Origin of the sequence: Paracoccus sp. AK26, assembly GCF_011801365.1 — a bacterium.
GTDB classification, from domain to species: Bacteria; Pseudomonadota; Alphaproteobacteria; order Rhodobacterales; family Rhodobacteraceae; genus Paracoccus; species Paracoccus aerius.
In genome coordinates, this window is sequence record NZ_CP041041.1 from 636,889 (window position 1) to 658,257 (window position 21,369).

Genomic DNA, 21,369 nt, shown 5'->3' on the forward strand with positions numbered 1-21,369 from the left:
CCCCCGCCGAGATTTCCGCCTTGCGCGGCGTCTCAGGAAACGATCGTGGCCTCGGTTGCGGCGCGCAATTCCTCCTCGGTGACGCCCTCGGCACATTCGACGATCTTCAACCCGCCCGGCACCACGTCCAGCACGCCCAGGTTGGTGATGATGCGGTCCACCACGCCCTTGCCGGTCAGGGGCAGGGTGCATTCGCGCAGCACCTTTGATTCGCCCGCCTTGTTGGTGTGGTCCATGACCACGATCACGCGCCCCACGCCGGCGACCAGGTCCATGGCCCCGCCCATGCCCTTGACCAGCTTGCCGGGGATCATCCAGTTCGCCAGGTCGCCGTTCTCGGCCACCTCCATCGCGCCCAGGATGGCGGCGGCGATCTTGCCGCCCCGGATCATGCCAAAGCTGGTCGCGCTGTCGAAATAGGATGTGCGCGACAGTTCCGTGATGGTCTGCTTGCCCGCGTTGATCAGGTCGGGGTCTTCCTCGCCCTCGAACGGGAAGGGGCCCATGCCCAGCATCCCGTTTTCCGACTGCAGCGTGATGTCCTTGTCGCCCACATAGTTGGCGACCAGCGTCGGGATGCCGATCCCCAGGTTGACATACATCCCGTCTTCCAGTTCCTGCGCCGCCCGCGCGGCCATCTGGTTGCGATCCCAACCCTTGGATGCTTCGGCCATTACGCGGTCTCCTTCTTGCGGGTGGTGCGCTGCTCGATGCGCTTCTCGTGCGGACCCTGGACGATCCGGTGGACATAGATGCCGGGCAGGTGGATCATGTCCGGGTCTAGGCTTCCGCGCATAACGATCTCCTCGACCTCGGCCACGCAGACGCGACCGCACATGGCGGCGGGCGGGTTGAAGTTGCGGGCGGTCTTGCGGAAGACCAGGTTGCCGGTATCGTCGGCCTTCCAGGCCTTCACGATCGACAGGTCGGCCACGATGGCGCGTTCCAGGATGTAGTCCTGGCCGTCGAAGGTCTTGACCTCCTTCCCCTCGGCGATGACGGTGCCGACGCCGGTCTTGGTATAGAAGCCGGGGATGCCGCAGCCGCCGGCGCGCATCCGTTCGGCCAGCGTGCCCTGCGGGTTGAACTCCAGCTCAAGCTCGCCCGACAGATACTGGCGCATGAATTCGGCATTTTCGCCCACGTAGCTGCTGATCATCTTCCTGATCTGGCGCGTGTCCAGCAGCTTGCCCAGTCCGAAGCCGTCCACGCCGCAGTTGTTCGAGGCGATGGTCAGGTCCTTGACCCCGCTTCTGACCAATGCGTCGATCAGCAGTTCGGGAATGCCGCAAAGGCCAAAGCCCCCTGCCGCGATCAGCATCCCGTCATGCAGCAGCCCCTCAAGCGCCGCGTCCGCAGTGGTGTAAACCTTTTTCGATCCTGTCATTCTCCGCCCCAGTCGAATTGATGATCCCGACGGCACAGGCGCCGCCGCGTCGAGAGAAATCCTGTCGCATGGCCGTGGAATGCTCTATCCGTAAAAACACGTATGCCGATAAGTAGCGGTGCCATCATGCCAAGCCCCCGAACCCATGGTGCGGCCAGGGATTACGACGCTCTTGCCTTCCAGAACGCCCCCGACGCCACGCTGATCCTGGCGGACCGGGTAATCGTCAGGGCCAGCCTGATGGTGGAAACCGTCTTCGGCTGGACGCCGCAGGACCTGGAGGGCCAGTCGATGCAGGTCCTTTATCCCGGCCAGACCGACTTCCGGCTGGTTGGGGAACGGGCGCGAAAGGCCATGCAGGACCACCCCTTCTACCAGGACGAACGATTCATGCGGCGCAAGAACGAACAGATCGTCTGGATGGAGGGCAGGGGCCGGACGATGGACCAGGACGATCCGCATCGCCTGGCGGTCTGGACCTATCGGCCGCTGGACAGCCCGGTGGCGGGCGGCGGCCCGCTGACGCCCACGGAAAAGCGCATCGCCCGCTATCTGGTCAACGGCTTCACCAGCAAGGAGATCGCCAAATCGCTGGACTGTTCCCCCCGCACGGTCGAGGTGCATCGCGCCAACATGATCCGCAAGATGGGCGTGCGCAACAGTTCCGAACTGGTCGGAAGGCTGCTGGATGCCGGTGCAGGTTAAGATGCGGACGGCCCGGGCAGGTTCAGATGAACCGCCAACCGAGCGGGCGCTGTGGCTGACGCGCACCGCGCAGCTTTGGACAGACCAGAGCGCAGCAGGCTACGTCCCGCCGGGCTGAGGGTCACTTCAGCAAGGTCGGGCAGCAGGTTCTGGACGGACCCCGCTGCCCCGGCGATCACGCCTTGCTTGATGCAGCCTTCGCCGCGCCTGTCTTCTTTGCGGCCGGCTTGGCAGCGGCAGGCTTCTTGGCCGTCGCTTTCTTTGTCGCCGTCTTGCCCGCCGTCTTGCCCGCCGTCTTGCCCGCGGTCTTGCTTGCGGTCTTCCGGGCGGGCGACTTGCCGGCCTTGGCGGTGATCAGTTCAAGCGCCTGCTCGACCGTCAGATCCTCGGGCGTGACATCGCGGGGCAGGGTGGCGTTCACCTTTTCCCATTTGACATAAGGGCCATAGCGCCCGTTCATCACCTGGATCGCGCCGCCGCTGGGATGATCGCCCAACTCGCGCAGGGGTGCCGCGGCCGCTGCCCGTCCGCGGGTCTGCTTGGCCGCCAGAACCTCGACCGCGCGGTTCATGCCTATGGTGAAGACTTCCTCCACGTCGGGCAGGTTCGCGTATTTCGAGCCGTGCTTCACATAGGGACCAAACCGGCCGATCCCGGCCTCGATCAGTTCGCCATCCTCGGGGTGGTGGCCCACCGGACGCGGCAGCGACAGCAGTTGCACCGCCCGGTCCAGATCCAGCGTCGCCGGGTTCCAGCCCTTGGGAAGCGAGGCGCGCGGCGGCTTCGGGTTCTCCTCGGTCGCCTCGCCTCGCTGGACATAGGGGCCGAAGCGCCCGGTCTTGAGGCTGATCGGGTCGCCGTTATCCTCGCCCAGGATGCGGTCGCCCACGGCTTCCTCGCCGTCGGGGGCCGAGATCGGGCGCGTATAGCGGCATTCGGGATAGTTGGAACAACCGATGAAGGCCCCGCCCGACCGCGCCGTCTTCAGGTTCAACCGTCCCGCGCCGCAGACAGGGCAAACGCGCGGATCGCCGCCATCGGCCCGCGGCGGATAAAGATGCGGGGCAAGGGCGTCGTCGATCGCGTCCAGAACCTCGGTGATGCGCAGTTCCGACGTGCCTTCCAGCGCCTTCGAAAAATCTTTCCAGAAGCGCCCCAGAACCTCGCGCCAGACCAGGTCGCCTGCGCTGATCTCGTCCAGTTCGTTTTCCAGATCCGCCGTGAAGTCATAGCTGACGTAACGCGGGAAATACTTGGTCAGGAATATCGTGACCAGCCGGCCCTTGTCCTCGGGGATCAGGCGGTTCTTGTCCTTGCGGACATATTCGCGGTCCTGGATCGTGGTGACGATGCTGGCATAGGTCGAGGGCCGCCCGATGCCCAGTTCCTCCATCCGCTTGACCAGCGTCGCCTCGGTATAGCGGGGGGGCGGCTGGGTGAAATGCTGCCGCGCGGCAACGGCGGCCGTGTCGTTCAGCAGCAGGCCGGGGGCGGCGCGCTGTCCGGCAGGCGCGGCGGGAACCGGGTCGTCCTTTTCGCGCGCCTTGGCAAACTCGGCCTCGAAGGCCTTGCCGACCAGCTTCGCGGCCTCGCCCTGCTGGATCGCAGGAAGGCGTGCGCTGTCCTCGCCGTCGTCGTCGTCGCGGCCCTGGTCATAGACGCGCAGGAAGCCATCGAACAGGATCACCTGGCCCGTCGCGCGCAGGCCGACCTGGGCGTCAGGGCTGGCGATCTCGACCGTGGTGCGCTCCATGCGGGCGGCTTCCATCTGGCTGGCGATGGTGCGCTTCCAGATCAGGTCATACAGTTTCCGCTGGTCGTCCGCCGTGACCTTCAACCTGTCGGGCGACAGCATCATGTCGGTCGGGCGGATGCATTCATGCGCTTCCTGCGCGTTCTTGGCCTTGTTCTTGTACATCCGCGGGCTGGACGGCACGTATTTGTCGCCGAACTTGGCGCGGATCGCGTCGCGGGCGGCATGGACGGCCTCGGGCGCCATGTCGATGCCGTCGGTCCGCATATAGGTGATCAGCCCCGCCTCATACAGACGCTGGGCCGCCGACATGCAGGCCTTGGCGCCCATGCCCAGCTTGCGGCTGGCTTCCTGCTGCAGGGTCGAGGTCATGAAGGGCGGCCAGGGATTGCGGGTCGCGGGCTTGGCCCCGACGCTGGTCACGCGCAGGTCGCGGCTGGCCACCGCGCTGACGGCCATCGCGGCCTTTTCCGCCGTCGGCAGGTCGAAGCGGTCCAGCTTCGCGCCCGCCAGCGACACCAGCGTGGCGTCGTATTCCGCGCCGCCCGGTGTCGCCAGGCGGGCATGGACCGACCAGTATTCGCGGGCCTTGAAGGCCTCGATCTCCATTTCGCGGTCCACGATCAGGCGCAGGCAGACGGACTGCACCCGGCCCGCTGACTTCGCGCCCGGCAGCTTGCGCCACAGGACCGGGGACAGGTTGAAGCCCACCAGGTAATCCAGGGCGCGGCGCGCCAGATAGGCATCGACCAGCGGCTGGTCGATCTGGCGGGGATTGGCCATGGCCTCGGTCACGGCGGTCTTGGTGATGGCGTTGAAGGTGACGCGATTGACCGCCGCACCCTTCTTCAGCGCCGGCGACAGCGCCTCAAGCAGGTGCCAGGAAATCGCCTCGCCCTCGCGGTCGGGGTCGGTCGCCAGGATCAGGGTCTGGTCGTCCTTCAGCGCGTCCTTGATCGCCTTGAGGTGCTTGCGGCTGTCTGCCGCGACCTCCCATTTCATGGCGAAATCGTCGTTCGGATCGACGCTGCCGTCCTTGGGCGGCAGGTCGCGGACATGGCCGAACGAGGCCAGCACGCGATAATCGCCGCCGAGGTATTTTTCGATGGTCTTGGCCTTGGCCGGGGATTCCACGACGACGACGGGCATTCTTACCTCAGGGGACCTTGCGATGGGCCGGGAACATGGGTCGGGGGCCTGCCAGTGTCAACCTGCCGAAATCATCCGCCGCGTGTGCGCCCGTCAGCCAAGTGCCAGCCGCCCCCCCGGCACGCGCAACAAACGGCCCTGCAGTTCCAGCGACAGGATCGCGGCGCTTGCCGTTGCGGCCGGCAGGCCCAGGTCGCGGATCACGTCGTTTTCATCCGAGGGCGAGGGGCCCAGGCGGGACAGGATCCGCGCCTCGATCTGCGCCGGATCGGCGGGTTCGGGACGCGAGGCGGGGAACGCAGGTGCCTCGGCTATTCCGGCAAGCTCTGGTTCCCGGCCAAGCGCCGTGCAGACATCGGCCGAGTTGCGCACCAGGATCGCCCCGTCGCGGATCAACTGGTTGCAGCCGCCCGCGCGGGCATCCATCGGATGGCCGGGCACCGCCATCACCTCGCGCCCCTGGTCGAGCGCGTTCTTGGCGGTGATCAGCGTGCCGGACCTGTGCGCGGCCTCGATCACCACCACGGCCAGGGACAGGCCCGACACGATGCGGTTGCGGGTCGGGAAATGGCGCGCCTGCGGTTCCGTGCCGGGCGGCTGTTCCGAAACGAGCACGCCTTTTTCGGCGATCTGCGCCGCCAGCACCACGTTTTCCGCCGGATAGATCATATCGACCCCGCCCGCCATGACGGCCACCGTGCCCGTGGGCAGGGCCGCGTTATGGGCCGCCGTGTCGATGCCCCGGGCAAGGCCTGCCACGACCGTATGCCCGGCCTCGCCCAGTCCCGCCGCCATGCCGCGCGCCATGCGCAGCCCCAGGGACGATGCGTTGCGCGCGCCGATCACCGCGACCGGGTTCCTGGACAGCCAGGCAGGATCGCCGCGCACCCACAAGACGGGCGGCGCAGAGTCGATTTCGCGCAGCGCGGCCGGATAAAGGGGCGAATCGCAGCGGATCAGCCGTGCGCCCACCTTTCGCCCTGCGGCCAGTTCGGCGGCGGCCACGCCTTCGGGGCAGGCTTCGTAATCCGCGATCCCGGCGGCGGCAGCGATTTCGGGCAGGGCCGCAAGCGCGGCCCGTGCGTTGCCATGTTCGGCGATCAGCCGATGATAGGTCGCCGGCCCGACGCGGCGCGACCGGATCAGGCGCAGGACGCTGAGGTCGTCGTCCTGAACGCTGCGGCTGTCGAAAGGAAGATGCGCGGTATCCATGCTGCCTCCGGCCCTTGTCCGGGAATCAGCATTACGCCGCAGCGGTTAACAACTGGTTAGCGTCCTCTACGCAGCCGAGCCGCCGACCGTCAGCCCGCCGATCAGCAGCGTCGGTTGGCCCACGCCCACCGGCACCCATTGCCCCTGCTTGCCGCAATTGCCGATGCCCGGATCCAGCGCCATGTCGTTGCCGATGGCCCGCACCTGCTGCAGCGCGGTCGCCCCGTCGCCGATCAGCGTGGCGCCCCGGATCGGGTCGCCCACCACGCCGTCCCTGACGCGATAAGCCTCGGTGCAGGAAAACACGAACTTGCCGTTGGTGATGTCCACCTGGCCGCCGCCGAAGCCCACTGCATAGATGCCGTCCTTCAGGTCCGCCAGGATCGCGGCCGGGTCCGCCTCGCCGCCGGGCATGTAGGTGTTGGTCATGCGCGGCATCGGCGCGTGCGAGAAGCTTTGCCGCCGGCCGTTACCGGTCGGATCCACCCCCATGAGACGCGCGTTCTGGCGGTCCTGCATGTAGCCCACCAGGATCCCGTCCTCGATCAGGACGTTGCGGGCAGGGGGCATCCCTTCGTCATCAACGCCGATGGACCCGCGCCGGTCGGGGATGGTGCCGTCGTCCACCACCGTCACGCCGGGGGCTGCGACACGTTGTCCCATCAGTCCCGCAAAGGCCGATGCTTTCTTGCGGTTGAAATCGCCTTCCAGGCCATGGCCCACGGCCTCGTGCAGAAGGATACCGGGCCAGCCGGGGCCAAGCACGACATCCATCACGCCAGCCGGCGCGGGCACGGACCGCAGGTTGACCAGGGCGATGCGCAGCGCCTCGTCCACGGCGGGCTGCCAATGGGCCGGGTCCATCAGCCCTGCCAGCGGAATGCGCCCGCCGCCGCCATGCCCGCCGGTTTCGCGGCGGTCGTTATTCTCGACGATCACGCTGACATTCAGCCGCGCCATGGGGCGGATGTCGGTCACCAGCCCACCCTCGGGGCGCAGGATCGCCACCTGCTGCAGCGACGAGGCCAGCGAGACCGTCACCTGAACCACCCGCGGGTCGCGCGACCGGGCATAATCGTCGATCTGCCGCAAAAGCTCGATCCTTTGGGCAAAGGGAACGCCCTCGGCGGGGTCGGCGGCCATGTATAGCGGCTGCACCTGCATGGGTGCGGCGGGCGCCATGACCCCGCCGCCCTGGCCCACGGCCAGCCGGGCGGTCTCGGCGGCGCGGCGCAGGGCCGGTTCCGAAATCTCGGTCGAATGGGCATAGCCCGTCACCTCGCCGCGGACGGCGCGCAGGCCGAAACCCTGTTCGGCGGTATAGCCCGAATTGCGCAGCCGCCCGTCGTCGAAGACCAGCGATTCAGACACCGAATGTTCCAGGAACAACTCGCCATCCTCGGCCCCCGCCGTGGCTTCGCGCAGGACCGCCAAGGCCCGGTCCCGGTCGAGATGCGAGGTGAACGGATCAAAAGAGGTTCGGCTCATGGCGGCTCATCTTTCTGACGCGGCCCGGGCGGCCCAGTGCCGGTAATTTGCTTGGGCAGGCTTATGTATCACTTGCCCGCTGGGACGAGATATGGTCATAGAACGGTCAGTGTTAAAGGAAAAGGGCCGCCCTCGGGCGACCTGCGGTCGCGCGGCCGCGCCAGGATAACGGGATGGGATGATGGCAATAGCGATGATTCGCCGGACAGTCGCGGCAGCTTCGGGGCTTGCGACGGCGGGAATGGTAGCCGGGTCGGCCTTTGCGCAGGATGTGTTGGGCGAACTGCCCGTGATCGGCAAGCCCGAGCCGCGCGGCGTGAACTTCCAGCCCGCGGCCACCGAACTGGCCCGCGACCAGCAGTGGCTGGATCATTTCGTGCTGATCATCATCACCGTCGTGACGCTGATCGTCTGCGGGCTTCTGGCCTATGCGATCCTGCGGTTCAACAGGCGCGCGAACCCGGTTCCGGCCCGCTTTACCCATAACACCCCGCTGGAAGTGGCCTGGACGCTGGTGCCGGTGCTGATCCTGGTGACGATCGGGGCCTTTTCGCTGCCGGCGCTGTTCCGCAGCCAGGAAATGCCCGCCGACCCCGATGTTGTGATCAAGGCCACCGGCAACCAGTGGTACTGGTCCTATGAATATCCCGAGAACGGGATCAGCTTCGATTCGATCATGCTGGCCAAGGAAGAACTGGCCGACTATGGCTATTCCGAGGACGAGTTCCTGCTGGCCACCGATACGGCCGTGGTCGTGCCTGTCGGCCAGACGGTGCTGCTGCAGGTGACCGGCAACGACGTGATCCATTCCTGGTCGGTTCCCGCCTTTGCCGTCAAGCAGGACGCCGTTCCGGGCCGCATCGCGCAAGCCTGGTTCAATGTCGAGCAGGAAGGCGTCTATTTCGGCCATTGCTATGAACTCTGCGGCATCAACCACGCTTATATGCCCATTGTCGTGAAGGCCGTCAGCCCCGAGGTATATGCCGAATGGGTCGCCGAACAGGGCGGCACGCTTGAAGGGGCGCCGGCGACCGCCGCGCTGTCCACCGATGAAACCGTGACGCTGGCCGAGGCCGACTGACCGTCGGTCGGACCAGCGACACAAGCCAGACCGAAGACGAGATGACCGACATCAACACCTATGACGGCGCCCCCGAGGCCGAGTTCCGCGACTTTGTCGCGCTGCTCAAGCCGAGGGTGATGTCGCTGGTCGTCTTCACCGCCTTTGTCGGCCTGTGGGTGGCGCCCGTCGACGTGCATCCCTTTATCACCTTCTGTTCGGTCCTGTTCATCGCGCTTGGCGGCGGGGCGTCGGGCGCGCTGAACATGTGGTATGACGCCGACATCGACGCCGTGATGCGCCGCACCCAGGGCCGCCCCATCCCGGCAGGCCGGATCGAGGGGGGCGCGGCGCTGTCGCTGGGCCTGATCCTGGCAGGTTTTTCGGTGATGATGCTGGGCCTGGCCGCGAACTGGTTCGCGGCGGGTTTCCTGGCCTTCACGATCTTCTTCTATGCCGTGGTCTACACCATCTGGCTGAAACGCTGGACGCCGCAGAACATCGTCATCGGCGGCGCTGCCGGTGCCTTCCCGCCGATGATCGGCTGGGCCTGCGCCACGGGCGGGATCAGCATCGAATCGCTTCTGATGTTCGCGCTGATCTTCTTCTGGACGCCGCCGCATTTCTGGGCGCTCGCGCTGTTCATGAAGTCCGACTATCACGAGGCCAGGGTGCCGATGCTGACGGTCACGCATGGCCGCCCCGCGACGCGCCGCCACATCTTCGCCTATACGCTGGTGCTGGCGCCCTTCGCGATCTGGCTGGGGCTTACGTCGGTCGGCGGGCCGATCTATCTGGCCGCGGCGGTGGTGCTGAACGCGCTGTTCATCCACGGCGGCTGGCAGATCCTGCGCCGGGACGAGGCTGCGGCGGTGGCCGATGGCTATGCGGTGGAAAAGCGCGTCTTCAAGCTGTCTCTTTACTATCTGTTCCTGCACTTCGTGGCATTGCTGGTCCAGAATGCAGCGGGGGCCTGGTGATGGCGCTGAATACGGAACATGAACTTCACAAGCGGCGCCGGTCCCGCAATGTCGGGCTGGGGCTTGTACTGGTGGCCTTTGTCGCCCTGGTCTTCGGGCTGACGGTCGTGAAGGTCCAGCAGGGCGACCTGATGGAGGCCTATGACCACCAGCCGCGCGTCTCGGTCCTTCCCCAGGAGGCAGAGGAATGAGCATGTCGCCCGAAAAGAAGACCGTCACATGGCTGGTGGGCGTCGTCGTGACGATGGGGGCGCTGGCCTGGGCGGCTGTGCCCTTCTATGACTGGTTCTGCCGCGTCACCGGCTTTGGCGGCACGACCCAAGTGGCGGTCTCGGCGCCCGATCACGTGCTGGACGAGGTCGTCCGGGTCCGTTTCGACGCCAATGTGGACAAGAACCTGGAATGGACCTTCCGCCCCATGCAGACCAGCATGGAGATCAAGATTGGCGAGAACGGCCTGGCCTTCTACGAGGCGATCAACAATTCCGACGTGCCCATCACCGGCACCGCCAGCTACAACGTCGCGCCGGAAGTGTCGGGCTATTACTTCAGCAAGATCGAGTGCTTCTGCTTCACCGAGCAGACCCTGCAGCCGGGCGAGCGGATCGAGATGCCGGTCAGCTTCTATGTCGACCCGGAACTGGTTACGGATCGCGACGCAAGCTGGATCAGGGACATCACCCTGTCCTATACCTTCCACCGGACCGAGCCGAAGCAGGCGTCTCTTGACGTTGCACCGGCCGATAACGTCAACTGAATACCTCAAGGAGCCGACGGGGATAGCTCATGGCGCACGCAAAGAACCACGATTACCATATCCTTCCGCCGTCGATCTGGCCCTTCGTTTCCGCCATCTCGGCCTTCCTGATGCTGTATGGCGCAGTAGGCTGGATGCATTCGGGCGAGGTTCATCTGCTGGGCATTCCGGTCAACGGCCCCTGGCTGTTCCTGATCGGCTTCGTCGGCGTGCTTTACGTGATGTACAGCTGGTGGGCCGACGTGGTCCGCGAAAGCCAGGCGGGCGACCATACCCCGGTCGTGCGCATCGGACTGCAATACGGCTTCATCCTGTTCATCATCTCCGAGGCGATGTTCTTCGTCGCCTGGTTCTGGAACTTCATCAAGAACGCGCTGTATCCGATGGGCCCGGAAAGCCCGATCAAGGACGGCGTCTGGCCGCCCGAAGGCATCGTGACCTTCGACCCCTGGCACCTGCCCTTCATCAACACGCTGATCCTGCTGTTGTCGGGCGTCGCCGTGACCTGGGCGCACCACGCGCTTGTCCATGACAACGACCGCAAGACCACCATCAACGGGTTGATCGTCGCCGTGATCCTGGGCGTCGTCTTCTCGATCCTGCAGGCCTACGAATACAGCCACGCGGCCTTTGGCCTGGCCGACACGTCCTATGCCAGCGCCTTCTACCTGGCGACGGGCTTCCACGGCATCCATGTCATCATCGGGACGGTCTTCCTTGCCGTTTGCCTGCTGCGCCTGATGAACGGCCAGATGAGCCAGGAAAAGCACGTGGGCTTCGAGGCCGCAGCTTGGTACTGGCACTTCGTCGACGTGATCTGGCTGTTCCTTTTCGCGGTCGTCTATGTCTGGGGCAGCTGATCCCCGCATGACCTGACACATGGCGCGCGGGCATGGCCCCGCGCGTTTTTCTTTGCCCCTGGCTTTATCCTCATGCGCCGCATCCTGTTTCCCCTGATCCTTGGCATCGTCGGCTGCACGATCCTGATCCAGCTTGGCCTGTGGCAACTGCGCCGGATGGACTGGAAGGAAGGCATGATCGCCAGCATCGAGGCCGGTATCCAGGCCGAACCCGTGCCCTTGCCTGCCGCCGTCGACCCCTCGATGAAATACCTGCCCGTGACGGTCAGCGGCACCACGACCGGGGCAGAAATCGACGTGCTGTCCCATACCAAGGAACAGGGCGGCGGCTACCAGGTCGTATCGCGCTTTGTCACCGATGACGGGCGGGCGATCATGGTCGACCGCGGCTTCGTCCCGCAGGAGCTGCGCCATGTCGAACGGCCCCCCGTCCGGCTGAACATCCGGGGCAACCTGCACTGGCCCGACGAAAAGGGCAGCGCCACGCCCGACCCCAATCTGGACGAGAATATCTGGTTCGCCCGCGACGTGCCCGCCATGGCCCAGGTGCTGGATACCCAGCCGATCCTGGTGGTCGCCAGCTTCGTCGAGGGCGACGCGCAGGGGGTGGAACCGATCCCCGTCGCGGTCGAGGGGATCCCCAACAACCACCTGTCCTATGCCGTCCAGTGGTTCCTGATCGCGGCGACCTGGGCAGGGATGACAGTGGCCCTGATCTGGCGTATCAGGCAGCGGAAATACTAAGGGAATACGGATGCGTTACGTCTCGACGCGGGGCCAGGCCCCGGTGCTGAACTTCGAAGGGGCGATGCTGTCCGGCCTGGCCCGCGACGGTGGCCTGTACCTGCCCGAGACGATCCCGGCCTTCGGCGGACTGAACGACCTGGACGGGTTGCCTTATGAGGAAGTGGCCTTCCGCGTCGTCCGCCCCTTCACCGGCGACAGCTTTACCGACGACGAGCTGCGCGGCGCCATCGACCGCGCCTACGCCCGCATCGAACACACGGCGAAGGCGCCCCTGCGCCAGCTGGCCCCCGGCCATCACCTGCTGGAACTGTTCCACGGGCCGACGCTGGCCTTCAAGGACTTCGCCATGCAGTTGATCGCCCAACTGTTCGAGATCGCGCTGAAGCGGTCGGGCGAAAGGATCACCATCGTCGGCGCGACCTCGGGCGACACGGGCTCGGCCGCCATCGAGGCCTTTAAGGGCATCGACAATGTCGACGTCTTCATCATGTTCCCCCATGGCCGCGTGTCCGAAGTGCAGCGCCGCCAGATGACGACGCCGGACGCCGCCAACGTCCACGCGCTTGCCGTGACCGGCCACTTCGACGACTGCCAGGCGCGGCTGAAGGATCTGTTCAACGACCACGCCTTCCGCGACCAGGTGGGACTGGCGGGCGTCAACAGCATCAACTGGGCGCGGGTGGTGGCGCAGATCGTCTATTACTTCACGGCCTGCGCCAGCCTGGGGATGCGCGAGACGGACTTCACCGTGCCGACCGGCAACTTCGGCGACATCTTCGCGGGATCCATCGCGCGGGCGATGGGCCTGCCGATCCGCCGGCTGATCGTGGCAACGAACCAGAACGACATCCTGCACCGTGCCCTGACCACGGGCGAATACCGCGTCGGCACGGTCGAGCCTTCGATCAGCCCGTCGATGGACATCCAGGTCAGTTCCAACTTCGAGCGCGCGCTTTATCTGGCCTATGGCGGCGACGCGGCGGCGATTTCGCAACTGATGGACGAATTGAAGGCCGGCGGCTTCACCATCAGCCAGGGCGCGCTTCAGGCGCTGCGCGAGCAATACCTGTCGGGCCGCGTGTCCGAGGAAGAGACCGTCGCGATGATCCGCACCATCCGCGCCGAAACCGGTGAGGTTTTGTGCCCCCACACCGCCGTGGGCGTGGCCGTGGCGCGCCAGCATGTCGAACCCGGCGTGCCGATGGTGACCCTGGCCACCGCCCATCCCGCCAAGTTCCCCGATGCCGTGGAACAGGCCATCGGCCTTCGGCCCCCGCTGCCGCCGCATATGGCCGCCCTGTTCGACCTGCCCGAGCGGGTGACGCGGGTTGAAAATGACGTCGAGGCGCTTAAGTCGCTGATCCTTGAGCGGAGAACCCAGTGAACCAAGACCCGAACCTGCACGTCACGACCCTGCCCAACGGATTGCGCGTTGCCACGCGCCTGATGCCGGGGCTGCATTCCACCGCCCTGGGCATCTGGGTGAATGCAGGCGGGCGCAACGAACGTCCCGAGCAGAACGGCATCGCCCATTTCCTGGAACACATGGCCTTCAAGGGCACCGCGACCCGCACCGCCCTGCAGATCGCCGAGGCGATCGAGGATGTGGGCGGCTATATCAACGCCTATACCTCGCGCGATGCGACGGCTTATTACGTGCGCGTGCTGGAAGACGATGTGGACCTCGCCTTTGACGTGATGTCCGACATCGTGCTGAACCCGGTCTTCGACGAACGCGAGATCGAGGTCGAGCGCGGCGTGATCCTGCAGGAAATCGGGCAGTCGATGGACACGCCCGACGACATCATCTTCGATTGGCTGCAAGAGGCTGCCTATCCCAACCAGCCGATGGGCCGCACGATCCTTGGCCCGGCCGAGCGGGTCAGCAGCTTCGGCCGCGCCGACCTGGCGGGCTTTGTCGCGGAAAACTATGGCCCCGGCCAGATGATCGTGGCGGCCGCCGGCGCGGTCGATCACGACCGCATCGTGCGGCTGGCCGAGCGCGCCTTCGGGCATCTTGCCCCCGTGACACAGGCACCGCGAGAGGCCGCCCGCTGGCAGGGGCTGGAAACCCGCAAGGTCAAGAAGCTGGAACAGGCGCATTTCGCCCTGGCCCTGGAGGGGCCGGGCTATCTGGCGCCCGACTTCTATGCCGCGCAGATCTTCTCCTCGGCGCTGGGGGGCGGCATGTCCTCGCGGCTGTTCCAGAAGATCCGCGAGGAACGCGGGCTGTGCTATACGATCTTTGCGCAGTCGGGCTTTCACGACGACACCGGGATGCTGACGGTCTATGCCGGCACCGGGGCCGAGGATCTGGCCGATCTCTCCACCCTGACCGTGGACGAGATCAAGCGCGCCGCCGATGACATGTCCGAGGCCGAGGTTGCCCGTGCCAAGGCGCAACTGCGTGCCAGCCTGCTGATGTCGCTGGAAAGCCCGTCGGCCCAGGCCGAACGCATGGCGCGGACGCTGGCGATCTGGGGCAGGGTGCCGGACGCGGCCGAGGTTGCGGATCGCATCGCCGCCGTCACCGTGACCGAGGTACGCGCCCATGCGCAGGCGCTGATTGCCCAGGCCCGGCCCGCACTTGCGCTTTACGGCCCCGTCAAGGCCGCGCCCGCGCGGGACGCGCTTGCCGAACGGCTTGCCGCCTGATGTTCCTGCGACCACGACCCGTGCGGCTGGAAACCGAACGGATCGTGCTGCGCCTGCCTGCCCACGGGGATTTCCATGCTTGGACCTCGCTCCGGCAGGCCAGTCGCGCCTTCCTGACGCCTTGGGAACCCGTCTGGTCGCCTGACCACCTGTCGCGCAAGAGCTTCGTCAACCGCGTCTACTGGGCGGCGCGGGCCAGCCGGGGCGGCACGGCGCTGCCGCTGTTCGTGCTCCGGCGCGACGGCGTGCTGCTGGGCGCGATCACGCTGGACAACATCCGGCGCGGCCCGGCCCAATCGGGGACCATCGGTTACTGGATCGGGCAGGACTTTGCCCGCCAGGGCTATATGCGCGAAGCCATCGGCGCCCTGGTGCACCACGCCTTCACCGTCCTTGACCTGTCCCGGATCGAGGCCGCCTGCCTGCCGGAAAACGCGGCATCGCGTGGCGTTCTAGAAAAGTCCGGTTTCAAGTATGAGGGCGTTGCCCAAAGCTATCTCCAGATCGACGGGCGGTGGCGCAACCACGTGCTTTACGCCAACCTGCGCAGCGACCGCCGTGGCCGCACGGATGCGCGATAGGAACAGATGATGCTGAATGACGCCACCGACGCGCTTGGGCGCCTGCTTCCCGAAGGCGTGCTGAGAGAGATCGGCCCCGCTTATCTGGAAGAACCGCGCGGGCGCTTCAGGGGCCGGGCGGGCCTGGTCGCGGCGCCCCGCACGGTCGAGGAGGTGGCGGCCGTCGTCCGCGCCTGCGCAGGCGCTCGTGTTCCCATCGTGCCGCGCGGCGGCGGCACGGGCCTTGTGGGCGGGCAGGTGATGTCGGACGGCACGGTGCCGCTTCTGTTGTCGCTGGAACGGATGAACCGCGTCCGTGACATCCATCCCGAGGAAGGCGTGATCCTGGCCGAGGCTGGCGCGACCCTGCAACAGGTCCGCGAGGAGGCGGCCAGGGTGGGCCGGCAGTTTCCGCTGGCCCTTGCATCGGGCGGGACGGCTCAGATCGGCGGGGTGCTGGCGACCAATGCGGGCGGTGTGAACGTGCTGCGCTATGGCAATGCCCGCGCCTTGTGCCTGGGGATCGAGGCGGTCTTGCCGCAGGGGCAGGTCATGCATGACCTGAAGCGTCTGCGAAAGGACAACACCGGCTATGACCTGCGCGACCTGCTGATCGGGGCCGAGGGCACGCTGGGCATCATCACCGCCGCATCCCTGGTGCTGGCCCCGGTGCCTGCTGAAACCGGCGTCGCGATGCTGGTCGTGGAATCGCCCGAGGCTGCGCTGACCCTGCTGTCCCTGGCGCAGGCGCGCATGGCCGGGGGCGTGACGGCCTTTGAACTGATCTCGGGACAGGGGCTTCGCTTCCTGGACGTGGCCTTTCCCGACCTGCGCCAGCCCTTCGCGGACCGCCCCGACTGGCTGGTCCTGATCGAGGTCGGCCTTCCTGCAGGCCTGTCGGCCGACGAGGCGCTTGAAGGCCTGTTCACCGACGCGGCCGAGGCCGGCCTGGTTAGCGACGGCGTGATCGCCCAGTCAGGCCAGCAGGCGGCCGAGTTGTGGGCAGTCCGCGAGACGATCCCCGACGCCAACCGCCACATCGGCGCCATTGCCAGCCACGACATCAGCCTGCCCCTGTCGGAAATCGCCCACTTCATCCGCGATGCCAGCACCATGCTGGTGGACATGGCCGACCTGCGCATCAACTGCTTCGGCCACCTAGGCGACGGCAACCTGCATTTCAACCTGTTCCCGGCCGAGGGTCGGACGCGCGACACCTATGACGACATCCGCCGCAGCCTGTCGCGCGCCGTGCATCAGATGGTCGTGGAACGCGGCGGGTCGTTTTCGGCGGAACACGGGGTGGGGCGGCTGAAGGCCGCGGAACTGGCCGAATGGGGCGATCCAACCCGGCTGGCGGCGATGCGGGCGATCAAGGATGCGCTGGATCCCGCGGGGATCATGAATCCGGGGGTGATCCTGCCGCTTTAGGAACCTGTCGCGCCTGCCCGGTGTTCGCTGGGAAAAGAGGCACACATGAAGTCGCATGACGATATCTGGGAGGAATGGCGGGATCTGGTCAACATGACCCCGTCCGAGCTTCGCACCTGGCTGGAGACCGAGGACAGCAAGTCCGTCGGCGATGCCGCAGGCGAAGGCGAGAGCACGGGCCACAAGTCCGGCCGCCGCATCATCGAGATCAAGGACAGGAAGAAGTCCGAGCTGACCGATGACGAATGGTCGCATATGGCCAAGGTCGTGGGTTACATCAAGCGCCATACCGCGCAGGGCGGGCCCGAAACCGACAAGAAGGACAGCCCTTGGCGCCATTCGCTGATGAACTGGGGGCATGACCCGCTGAAATAGCGGTCAATCGCCTTCGAACGCCGTCAGCGCGTGAACCTCGTGGCCCAGACCCTCCAGAAGCTTGCGCCCGCCCAGATCCGGAAGGTCGATCACGAAGGCGCAGCCCACGACCGTGGCCCCAAGCCGTTCGCACAGCGAAATCCCGGCGGCCGCCGTGCCGCCGGTCGCCAGCAGGTCGTCCACGATCAGGACCCGCTCGCCCGGCCTCAACGCGTCGTCGTGAACCTCGACCACGGCCTCGCCGTATTCAAGCTGGTAGGCCTGCGAGATCACTGCGCCGGGCAGCTTGCCCTTCTTGCGGATCGGGACAAAGCCGGTGGACAGCTGATGAGCCACCGCGCCGCCCAGGATGAAGCCGCGTGCTTCCAGCCCCACGACCTTGTCGATCCGCGCGCCGGCATAGGGCGCCAGCAACTGGTCGATCGCGATGCGAAAGCCGCGCGCATCCGCGAACAGGGTCGTCACATCCCGGAACATGATCCCTTCATGAGGGAAATCGACAATGGTGCGGATGTAATCCTTGACGTTCAGGCTCATGCAGGGCGTTCCATTTCGAACAGGTCTTGGACGGCGGCATAATCGCGATAGCCAAGCCGTGCAATCCAGCCGCCCGCCGGACGGGGATCGAAGCGGCCGTCCACCACGCAGTCATCGCGGATATGGACGCCCGTGACCACGCCGAAGACAACGAAGTTCGCCTCTCCGGCCAAGGGCACGACGCGGGTCATGCGGCATTCCAGGGCAGCGGCCGCGCCAGCCACGCGCGGGCAGGCGATGGTGTCGCATTCGGCAGCCTCGATACCCGCCGCCTCGAACTCGTTGACGCCGGCGGGCAGGGGCGCGGACGACGCATTCACCTGGTCGCGCAGGTCGCCGGTGGCAATGTTGACGCAGAAGACGCCGGATTCGATGACCTGGGCCACGCTGTCCTTGGTGCCGTTCCGGTCGGGCTTGGAACTGGTCGATGCAAACATCACCTGCGGCGGGACATAGGCCACCGCGTTGAAGAAGGAATAAGGCGCCAGGTTGTCGCCCGCCGAGCCGCGCGTGGAGATCCAGCCGATCGGACGCGGCGCGATGATCGCGTTGAAAGGATTATGGGGCAGCCCGTGGCCGTTTTCAGGGCGGTAGAACATCGCGGGCCTCCTGTGATCCATGCGCGGACAACCTGCCATCAGCAGGGCTGGGCCGCAATGCCCCGGCATGTTTCATCGTCCCCCTCCCCATGCTAAGGGGCGCCAGGACCCGACAGGAGGCGCGATGTACGAGATCTGCCCCGAAACCGCCGCCGACGAACCCGAGGTCGAGGCGCTTTACGACCTGTGCTTTGCGCCAGGCCGGACCGCCTTGTCGTCATACCGCCTGCGGGACGGCGTTCCGAAGGTTGCCGATTTGTGCCTAGTGCTGCGCACGGACGGCATCCTTTTGGCCGCGATCCGCTTTTGGCCGGTGCGGGTGGCGCAGAAACCCGTGCTGCTGCTGGGACCGGTGGCCGTCCATCCGACCGCGCAGGGCGAGGGGCTGGGCGGCCTTCTGATGCGCGACAGCCTGGCGCGGGCGCGCAAGCTGGGTTGGGCGCGGGTGCTGCTGGTGGGCGACGCGCCCTATTACAACCGCTTCGGCTTTGCCAGGCTGGACGACGTGGTGATGCCGCCGCCCACGAACCCCGACCGGGTGCTGGGACTGGAACTCTCTCGGGGTGCCTGGGTTGGAGTGACGGGGCAGGTGACGCGCGAAACCTCGCCGCAGGTGGTGGAGGCCCTGGCGCATCGGGTGCGCGGGCTTGACGCCGCCTTGGCCTGTGTCACCGTGGAACCCCCAGACCTGGCCGTTTCGCAAGAGGATGATAATGGCGACCAATCCGCAGCTGGTGCTTCCGCCGATCAATGACCCTTCCGTCCATGTCCAGATCGACCGCCTTGCGCGGCGCTACCTGGATGCCGGCGGACTGGGGATGGAGTTGATGTCGGTCGTCGGAAACAGCGCCGAGGGGTTGATCGAGAAGCTGCCAGGCTTCGTGCGCAGCCGCATGGACCGGATCACGCGCACGGCGCTGAACCGCGCCTTTGCCGCCGCCACCAGTTCGCGGCGGATGGTGCGGGACCGGGGCGACTGGTTCAACCGCATGGCCTCGACCGTCAGCGGGGCTGCCGGCGGCGTTGGCGGCTTTGCCGGCGCGATGATCGAGCTGCCCTTCACCATCACCCTGCTGTTGCGCGCCATGCTGGATATTGCCGTCGAACACGGGCTGGATCCCGACAGCGAGGAGGTGCGCATGGAATGCCTGCGCATCTTTGCCGCCGCCGGTCCGATGGCCGAGGATGATTCCACCGATCTGGGCCTGCTGGCCGCGCGCATGTCGGTGACGGGGCAGACGGTGCAGGGGCTGATCAGCAAGGTCGCGCCGCGCCTGTCGGTATCGATGGGCCAGAAGCTGGCCGCCCAGGCTGCGCCGCTTTTCGGGGCGGTGGTGGGGGCGTCGATCAACTATACCTTCACGCGCTATTACCAGGAACTGGCCCGCGTCCATTTCGGCATCATGCGGCTTTCGCAGGAAACCGGCATTCCCAAGGAGGCCCTGGTCGAGGCCCTGCGCCTGTCGATCGAACGCCTGGACCACCGCAAGCGCCCGCGCTGACAGTCACCTTGGCTGAAATATCCACGGGGGCCCGGGGGTGTGAAACCCCCGGCTTGTCAGTCGTCCTCGCCCGCGAGGGCAAGATCGGCGACCGGCGCATCCAGGTCATCTGTTCCCAGTGCCGCCGACGGCCGCGCCAGCCGGGCCTTTGTGACCCACAGCAGCCGTTCCTGCGCCCGCGTGATCGCGACATAGGCCAGCCGCTTCCACAGGGGGATCCCGGCCTCGGTCCGGTTCGACCAGGCGGCGGCGCTGATGTCGGGGCCGAAGACCTGCACGTCTGGCCACTGGCTGCCCTGCGACTTGTGGATCGTCACCGCCGCGCCATGCAGGAAGGTGGCGCCCATGCGGGCGGCAAAGGGGATGAAGGGTTCATCCTCGTCCGGCAGCTCGATCTTGACGATGCTGGCGGCGGACAGGCGCGGATCCTCGGCCCCGATGACGTGCAGGCGGGAAAAGCCCGGCTTGCGGCCCGGTCCCAGATAGACGACCTGCGCGCCCTTGATCAGACCCCGCGCCTCCAGGTCGATGCGCTTCTTGCGATGCTTCAAGGGCAGTTCCAGCCCGTCGCAGATCAGCGGCTCGCCCGGCAGCAGGGCATCGCCCGGCGCGCCATAGGCCGCGCGGAAGGCGTGGATCAGCCGGATGCGGGTGGCGTTGCGCCAGACCAGCACCGGGCTGCGGGCCATCAGGTCGCTTTCCACCCGTTCCGCCCAGACGACGCGGTCGTCCTTGCGGGCGGCGGCGCGGATCAGGCTTTCGAAATCGTCGAAGCCCAGGGCGTCGTCGGACAGCGCATGGGCCAGATCCAGAATGGGGCTGTCATCGGCCTGCCGGTGGATGCGGTTCAGGACCAGCCGCTGCGACGGGGCCAGCTTTTCAAAGACCATCTCGCCCGACTGGCCCACCGGGGCAAGCTGGGCCGGATCGCCGAACAGCACCAGCAGCGGGAAAATCTCGCGCAGGTCGTCGAACTGCTTTTCGTCCAGCATCGAGGCTTCGTCGATCAGGCCGACATCCAGTGCATCCTCGCGCCGTTTCCAGCCGCGGATGAAGTCGGACCCGCGCAAGCCCGCCGCCGCAAGCGCACCGGGAATGGAGCTGTGCTGGTCATAGAACGCCTTCGCCCGGTCAAGCGCCGTGTCCGTCATCCCCTCGACGGCGGGGCGGTCGCCGGTGCCGGTCAGCCATTCGGCCAGCTTTTCATATTCGGGATCATAGACGGGCGTGTAAAGGATGCGGTGGATCGTCGTCGCGGGCACGCCGCGCATCCGCAGCACGAAGGCCGCCTTGTTCGTGGGCGCCAGGATCGCCACGCTGCGCCGATCCTTGCGGCGGCGGCCTTCGTAATCGCCGCTGACGACCTCGACGCCCGCTTCGCGCAGGGCCTTGGTGATCTGCGACAGAAGCAGGGTCTTTCCCGATCCGGCCTTGCCGATCACCGCCATCACGCGGCCCTTGCCGGGCTGCGGGGGATGCAACTCCTCGGCGATCAGGTCGATGCCCAACGCGCCAAAGGCCTCGGCCAGGGCGTCCCAGGCATCGGCCTGGTCGGGGGACAGGGAAGGGGCGGGGGTGTTCATGGCCCGGTCTTATCCCGCCCCGCCCGAAA

The 21,369-nt window shown here is 66.5% G+C and carries 21 protein-coding genes and 1 pseudogene; 14 read left to right on the top strand and 8 right to left on the bottom strand.

Annotation, left to right across the window (positions count from 1 at the left end; genetic code table 11):
• Positions 1 to 32: 32 nt before the first annotated feature.
• Positions 33 to 674: a CoA transferase subunit B gene (locus FIU66_RS03080; protein WP_167621341.1), complete on the bottom strand. Its 642-nt coding sequence runs from the start codon at positions 672 to 674 to the stop codon at positions 33 to 35.
• A complete protein-coding gene (locus FIU66_RS03085; RefSeq protein ID WP_167621342.1) occupies positions 674 to 1,387 on the bottom strand; it encodes a CoA transferase subunit A in 714 nt (237 codons plus the stop codon). The genes FIU66_RS03080 and FIU66_RS03085 overlap by 1 nt, the downstream gene beginning before the upstream one ends.
• Positions 1,388 to 1,513: 126 nt before the next feature.
• Between FIU66_RS03085 and FIU66_RS03090 the strand changes: the two genes are divergently transcribed.
• A complete protein-coding gene (locus tag FIU66_RS03090) occupies positions 1,514 to 2,092 on the top strand; it encodes a LuxR C-terminal-related transcriptional regulator (protein ID WP_167621343.1) in 579 nt (192 codons plus the stop codon).
• Between the two features lie 175 nt (positions 2,093 to 2,267).
• Here the strand turns inward: FIU66_RS03090 and topA are convergent, their stop codons facing one another.
• The 3 genes from topA to tldD form a co-directional block, all read right to left on the bottom strand.
• Positions 2,268 to 4,994 (bottom strand): type I DNA topoisomerase, encoded by a 2,727-nt coding sequence (gene topA / locus FIU66_RS03095; protein WP_167621344.1) that lies wholly within the window; start codon positions 4,992 to 4,994, stop codon positions 2,268 to 2,270.
• 93 nt (positions 4,995 to 5,087) lie between these two features.
• The gene (gene dprA, locus FIU66_RS03100) at positions 5,088 to 6,206 is read right to left on the bottom strand and encodes a DNA-processing protein DprA (protein ID WP_167621345.1); all 1,119 of its coding nucleotides are present in this window, start codon (positions 6,204 to 6,206) and stop codon (positions 5,088 to 5,090) included.
• Positions 6,207 to 6,272: 66 nt separating this feature from the next.
• Complete coding sequence (gene tldD, locus FIU66_RS03105) at positions 6,273 to 7,694, bottom strand: metalloprotease TldD (protein ID WP_167621346.1); 1,422 nt, start codon at positions 7,692 to 7,694, stop codon at positions 6,273 to 6,275.
• A gap of 193 nt (positions 7,695 to 7,887) precedes the next feature.
• Between tldD and coxB the strand changes: the two genes are divergently transcribed.
• The 11 genes from coxB to FIU66_RS03160 all read left to right on the top strand — a co-directional run bounded on the left by coxB (position 7,888) and on the right by FIU66_RS03160 (position 17,119).
• Positions 7,888 to 8,775: a cytochrome c oxidase subunit II gene (gene coxB, locus FIU66_RS03110; RefSeq protein WP_229849252.1), complete on the top strand. Its 888-nt coding sequence runs from the start codon at positions 7,888 to 7,890 to the stop codon at positions 8,773 to 8,775.
• Positions 8,776 to 8,816: 41 nt separating this feature from the next.
• On the top strand, positions 8,817 to 9,734 hold the full coding sequence (cyoE, locus tag FIU66_RS03115) for a heme o synthase (RefSeq protein WP_167621348.1): 918 nt from the start codon (positions 8,817 to 8,819) through the stop codon (positions 9,732 to 9,734).
• Positions 9,734 to 9,925, top strand: a complete 192-nt coding sequence (locus FIU66_RS03120; protein WP_167621349.1) for a cytochrome d ubiquinol oxidase subunit II — start codon at positions 9,734 to 9,736, stop codon at positions 9,923 to 9,925. The genes cyoE and FIU66_RS03120 overlap by 1 nt, the downstream gene beginning before the upstream one ends.
• Entirely contained in the window at positions 9,922 to 10,491 is a 570-nt protein-coding gene (locus FIU66_RS03125; RefSeq protein WP_167621350.1) for a cytochrome c oxidase assembly protein, read from the top strand. Before FIU66_RS03120 ends, FIU66_RS03125 begins: the two co-directional genes overlap by 4 nt.
• Positions 10,492 to 10,520: 29 nt before the next feature.
• Complete coding sequence (locus FIU66_RS03130) at positions 10,521 to 11,351, top strand: cytochrome c oxidase subunit 3 (RefSeq protein ID WP_167621351.1); 831 nt, start codon at positions 10,521 to 10,523, stop codon at positions 11,349 to 11,351.
• A gap of 72 nt (positions 11,352 to 11,423) precedes the next feature.
• Positions 11,424 to 12,095, top strand: coding sequence for an SURF1 family protein (locus tag FIU66_RS03135; RefSeq protein ID WP_167621352.1), 672 nt, complete (start codon positions 11,424 to 11,426; stop codon positions 12,093 to 12,095).
• Between the two features lie 10 nt (positions 12,096 to 12,105).
• On the top strand, positions 12,106 to 13,482 hold the full coding sequence (gene thrC, locus FIU66_RS03140; protein WP_167621353.1) for a threonine synthase: 1,377 nt from the start codon (positions 12,106 to 12,108) through the stop codon (positions 13,480 to 13,482).
• Entirely contained in the window at positions 13,479 to 14,753 is a 1,275-nt protein-coding gene (locus FIU66_RS03145) for a pitrilysin family protein (protein ID WP_167621354.1), read from the top strand. Before thrC ends, FIU66_RS03145 begins: the two co-directional genes overlap by 4 nt.
• A complete protein-coding gene (locus FIU66_RS03150; protein ID WP_167621355.1) occupies positions 14,753 to 15,334 on the top strand; it encodes a GNAT family N-acetyltransferase in 582 nt (193 codons plus the stop codon). The genes FIU66_RS03145 and FIU66_RS03150 overlap by 1 nt, the downstream gene beginning before the upstream one ends.
• A gap of 9 nt (positions 15,335 to 15,343) precedes the next feature.
• Positions 15,344 to 16,744 (top strand): FAD-binding oxidoreductase, encoded by a 1,401-nt coding sequence (locus FIU66_RS03155; protein ID WP_167623372.1) that lies wholly within the window; start codon positions 15,344 to 15,346, stop codon positions 16,742 to 16,744.
• A gap of 45 nt (positions 16,745 to 16,789) precedes the next feature.
• Positions 16,790 to 17,119 (top strand): DUF3140 domain-containing protein, encoded by a 330-nt coding sequence (locus tag FIU66_RS03160; RefSeq protein WP_167621356.1) that lies wholly within the window; start codon positions 16,790 to 16,792, stop codon positions 17,117 to 17,119.
• 3 nt (positions 17,120 to 17,122) lie between these two features.
• On the opposite strand, the gene FIU66_RS03165 is transcribed toward FIU66_RS03160, so the two are convergent.
• Positions 17,123 to 17,656 (bottom strand): adenine phosphoribosyltransferase, encoded by a 534-nt coding sequence (locus FIU66_RS03165; RefSeq protein ID WP_167621357.1) that lies wholly within the window; start codon positions 17,654 to 17,656, stop codon positions 17,123 to 17,125.
• Positions 17,653 to 18,255 (bottom strand): flavin reductase family protein, encoded by a 603-nt coding sequence (locus tag FIU66_RS03170; protein WP_167621358.1) that lies wholly within the window; start codon positions 18,253 to 18,255, stop codon positions 17,653 to 17,655. Before FIU66_RS03170 ends, FIU66_RS03165 begins: the two co-directional genes overlap by 4 nt.
• A 124-nt stretch (positions 18,256 to 18,379) precedes the next feature.
• Here FIU66_RS03170 and FIU66_RS03175 point away from each other — a divergent pair.
• Both FIU66_RS03175 and FIU66_RS03180 read left to right on the top strand, forming a co-directional pair.
• Positions 18,380 to 18,853 (top strand): annotated as a pseudogene (locus FIU66_RS03175) (GNAT family N-acetyltransferase); the annotation flags it as partial.
• Between the two features lie 115 nt (positions 18,854 to 18,968).
• Positions 18,969 to 19,757 carry an EcsC family protein gene (locus FIU66_RS03180; protein ID WP_229849253.1) on the top strand — a complete coding sequence of 263 codons (789 nt, stop codon included), beginning with the start codon at positions 18,969 to 18,971 and terminating at the stop codon, positions 19,755 to 19,757.
• 56 nt (positions 19,758 to 19,813) lie between these two features.
• Here FIU66_RS03180 and FIU66_RS03185 read toward each other — a convergent pair whose 3' ends face one another.
• On the bottom strand, positions 19,814 to 21,340 hold the full coding sequence (locus FIU66_RS03185) for an ATP-dependent RecD-like DNA helicase (RefSeq protein ID WP_167621361.1): 1,527 nt from the start codon (positions 21,338 to 21,340) through the stop codon (positions 19,814 to 19,816).
• Positions 21,341 to 21,369: the final 29 nt, after the last annotated feature.

Coding starts and splice junctions, on each gene's coding strand:
- FIU66_RS03135 (WP_167621352.1), top strand. CDS start 11,424: ATGCGCCGCATCCTGTTTCCCCTGATCCTTGGCATCGTCGGCTGCACG.
- FIU66_RS03150 (WP_167621355.1), top strand. CDS start 14,753: ATGTTCCTGCGACCACGACCCGTGCGGCTGGAAACCGAACGGATCGTG.
- FIU66_RS03090 (WP_167621343.1), top strand. CDS start 1,514: ATGCCAAGCCCCCGAACCCATGGTGCGGCCAGGGATTACGACGCTCTT.
- FIU66_RS03155 (WP_167623372.1), top strand. CDS start 15,344: ATGCTGAATGACGCCACCGACGCGCTTGGGCGCCTGCTTCCCGAAGGC.
- FIU66_RS03130 (WP_167621351.1), top strand. CDS start 10,521: ATGGCGCACGCAAAGAACCACGATTACCATATCCTTCCGCCGTCGATC.
- FIU66_RS03180 (WP_229849253.1), top strand. CDS start 18,969: ATGGCGACCAATCCGCAGCTGGTGCTTCCGCCGATCAATGACCCTTCC.
- FIU66_RS03170 (WP_167621358.1), bottom strand. CDS start 18,255: ATGTTCTACCGCCCTGAAAACGGCCACGGGCTGCCCCATAATCCTTTC.
- FIU66_RS03185 (WP_167621361.1), bottom strand. CDS start 21,340: ATGAACACCCCCGCCCCTTCCCTGTCCCCCGACCAGGCCGATGCCTGG.
- FIU66_RS03085 (WP_167621342.1), bottom strand. CDS start 1,387: ATGACAGGATCGAAAAAGGTTTACACCACTGCGGACGCGGCGCTTGAG.
- cyoE (WP_167621348.1), top strand. CDS start 8,817: ATGACCGACATCAACACCTATGACGGCGCCCCCGAGGCCGAGTTCCGC.
- FIU66_RS03165 (WP_167621357.1), bottom strand. CDS start 17,656: ATGAGCCTGAACGTCAAGGATTACATCCGCACCATTGTCGATTTCCCT.
- thrC (WP_167621353.1), top strand. CDS start 12,106: ATGCGTTACGTCTCGACGCGGGGCCAGGCCCCGGTGCTGAACTTCGAA.
- FIU66_RS03080 (WP_167621341.1), bottom strand. CDS start 674: ATGGCCGAAGCATCCAAGGGTTGGGATCGCAACCAGATGGCCGCGCGG.
- topA (WP_167621344.1), bottom strand. CDS start 4,994: ATGCCCGTCGTCGTCGTGGAATCCCCGGCCAAGGCCAAGACCATCGAA.
- FIU66_RS03125 (WP_167621350.1), top strand. CDS start 9,922: ATGAGCATGTCGCCCGAAAAGAAGACCGTCACATGGCTGGTGGGCGTC.
- coxB (WP_229849252.1), top strand. CDS start 7,888: ATGATTCGCCGGACAGTCGCGGCAGCTTCGGGGCTTGCGACGGCGGGA.
- FIU66_RS03120 (WP_167621349.1), top strand. CDS start 9,734: ATGGCGCTGAATACGGAACATGAACTTCACAAGCGGCGCCGGTCCCGC.
- tldD (WP_167621346.1), bottom strand. CDS start 7,694: ATGAGCCGAACCTCTTTTGATCCGTTCACCTCGCATCTCGACCGGGAC.
- dprA (WP_167621345.1), bottom strand. CDS start 6,206: ATGGATACCGCGCATCTTCCTTTCGACAGCCGCAGCGTTCAGGACGAC.
- FIU66_RS03160 (WP_167621356.1), top strand. CDS start 16,790: ATGAAGTCGCATGACGATATCTGGGAGGAATGGCGGGATCTGGTCAAC.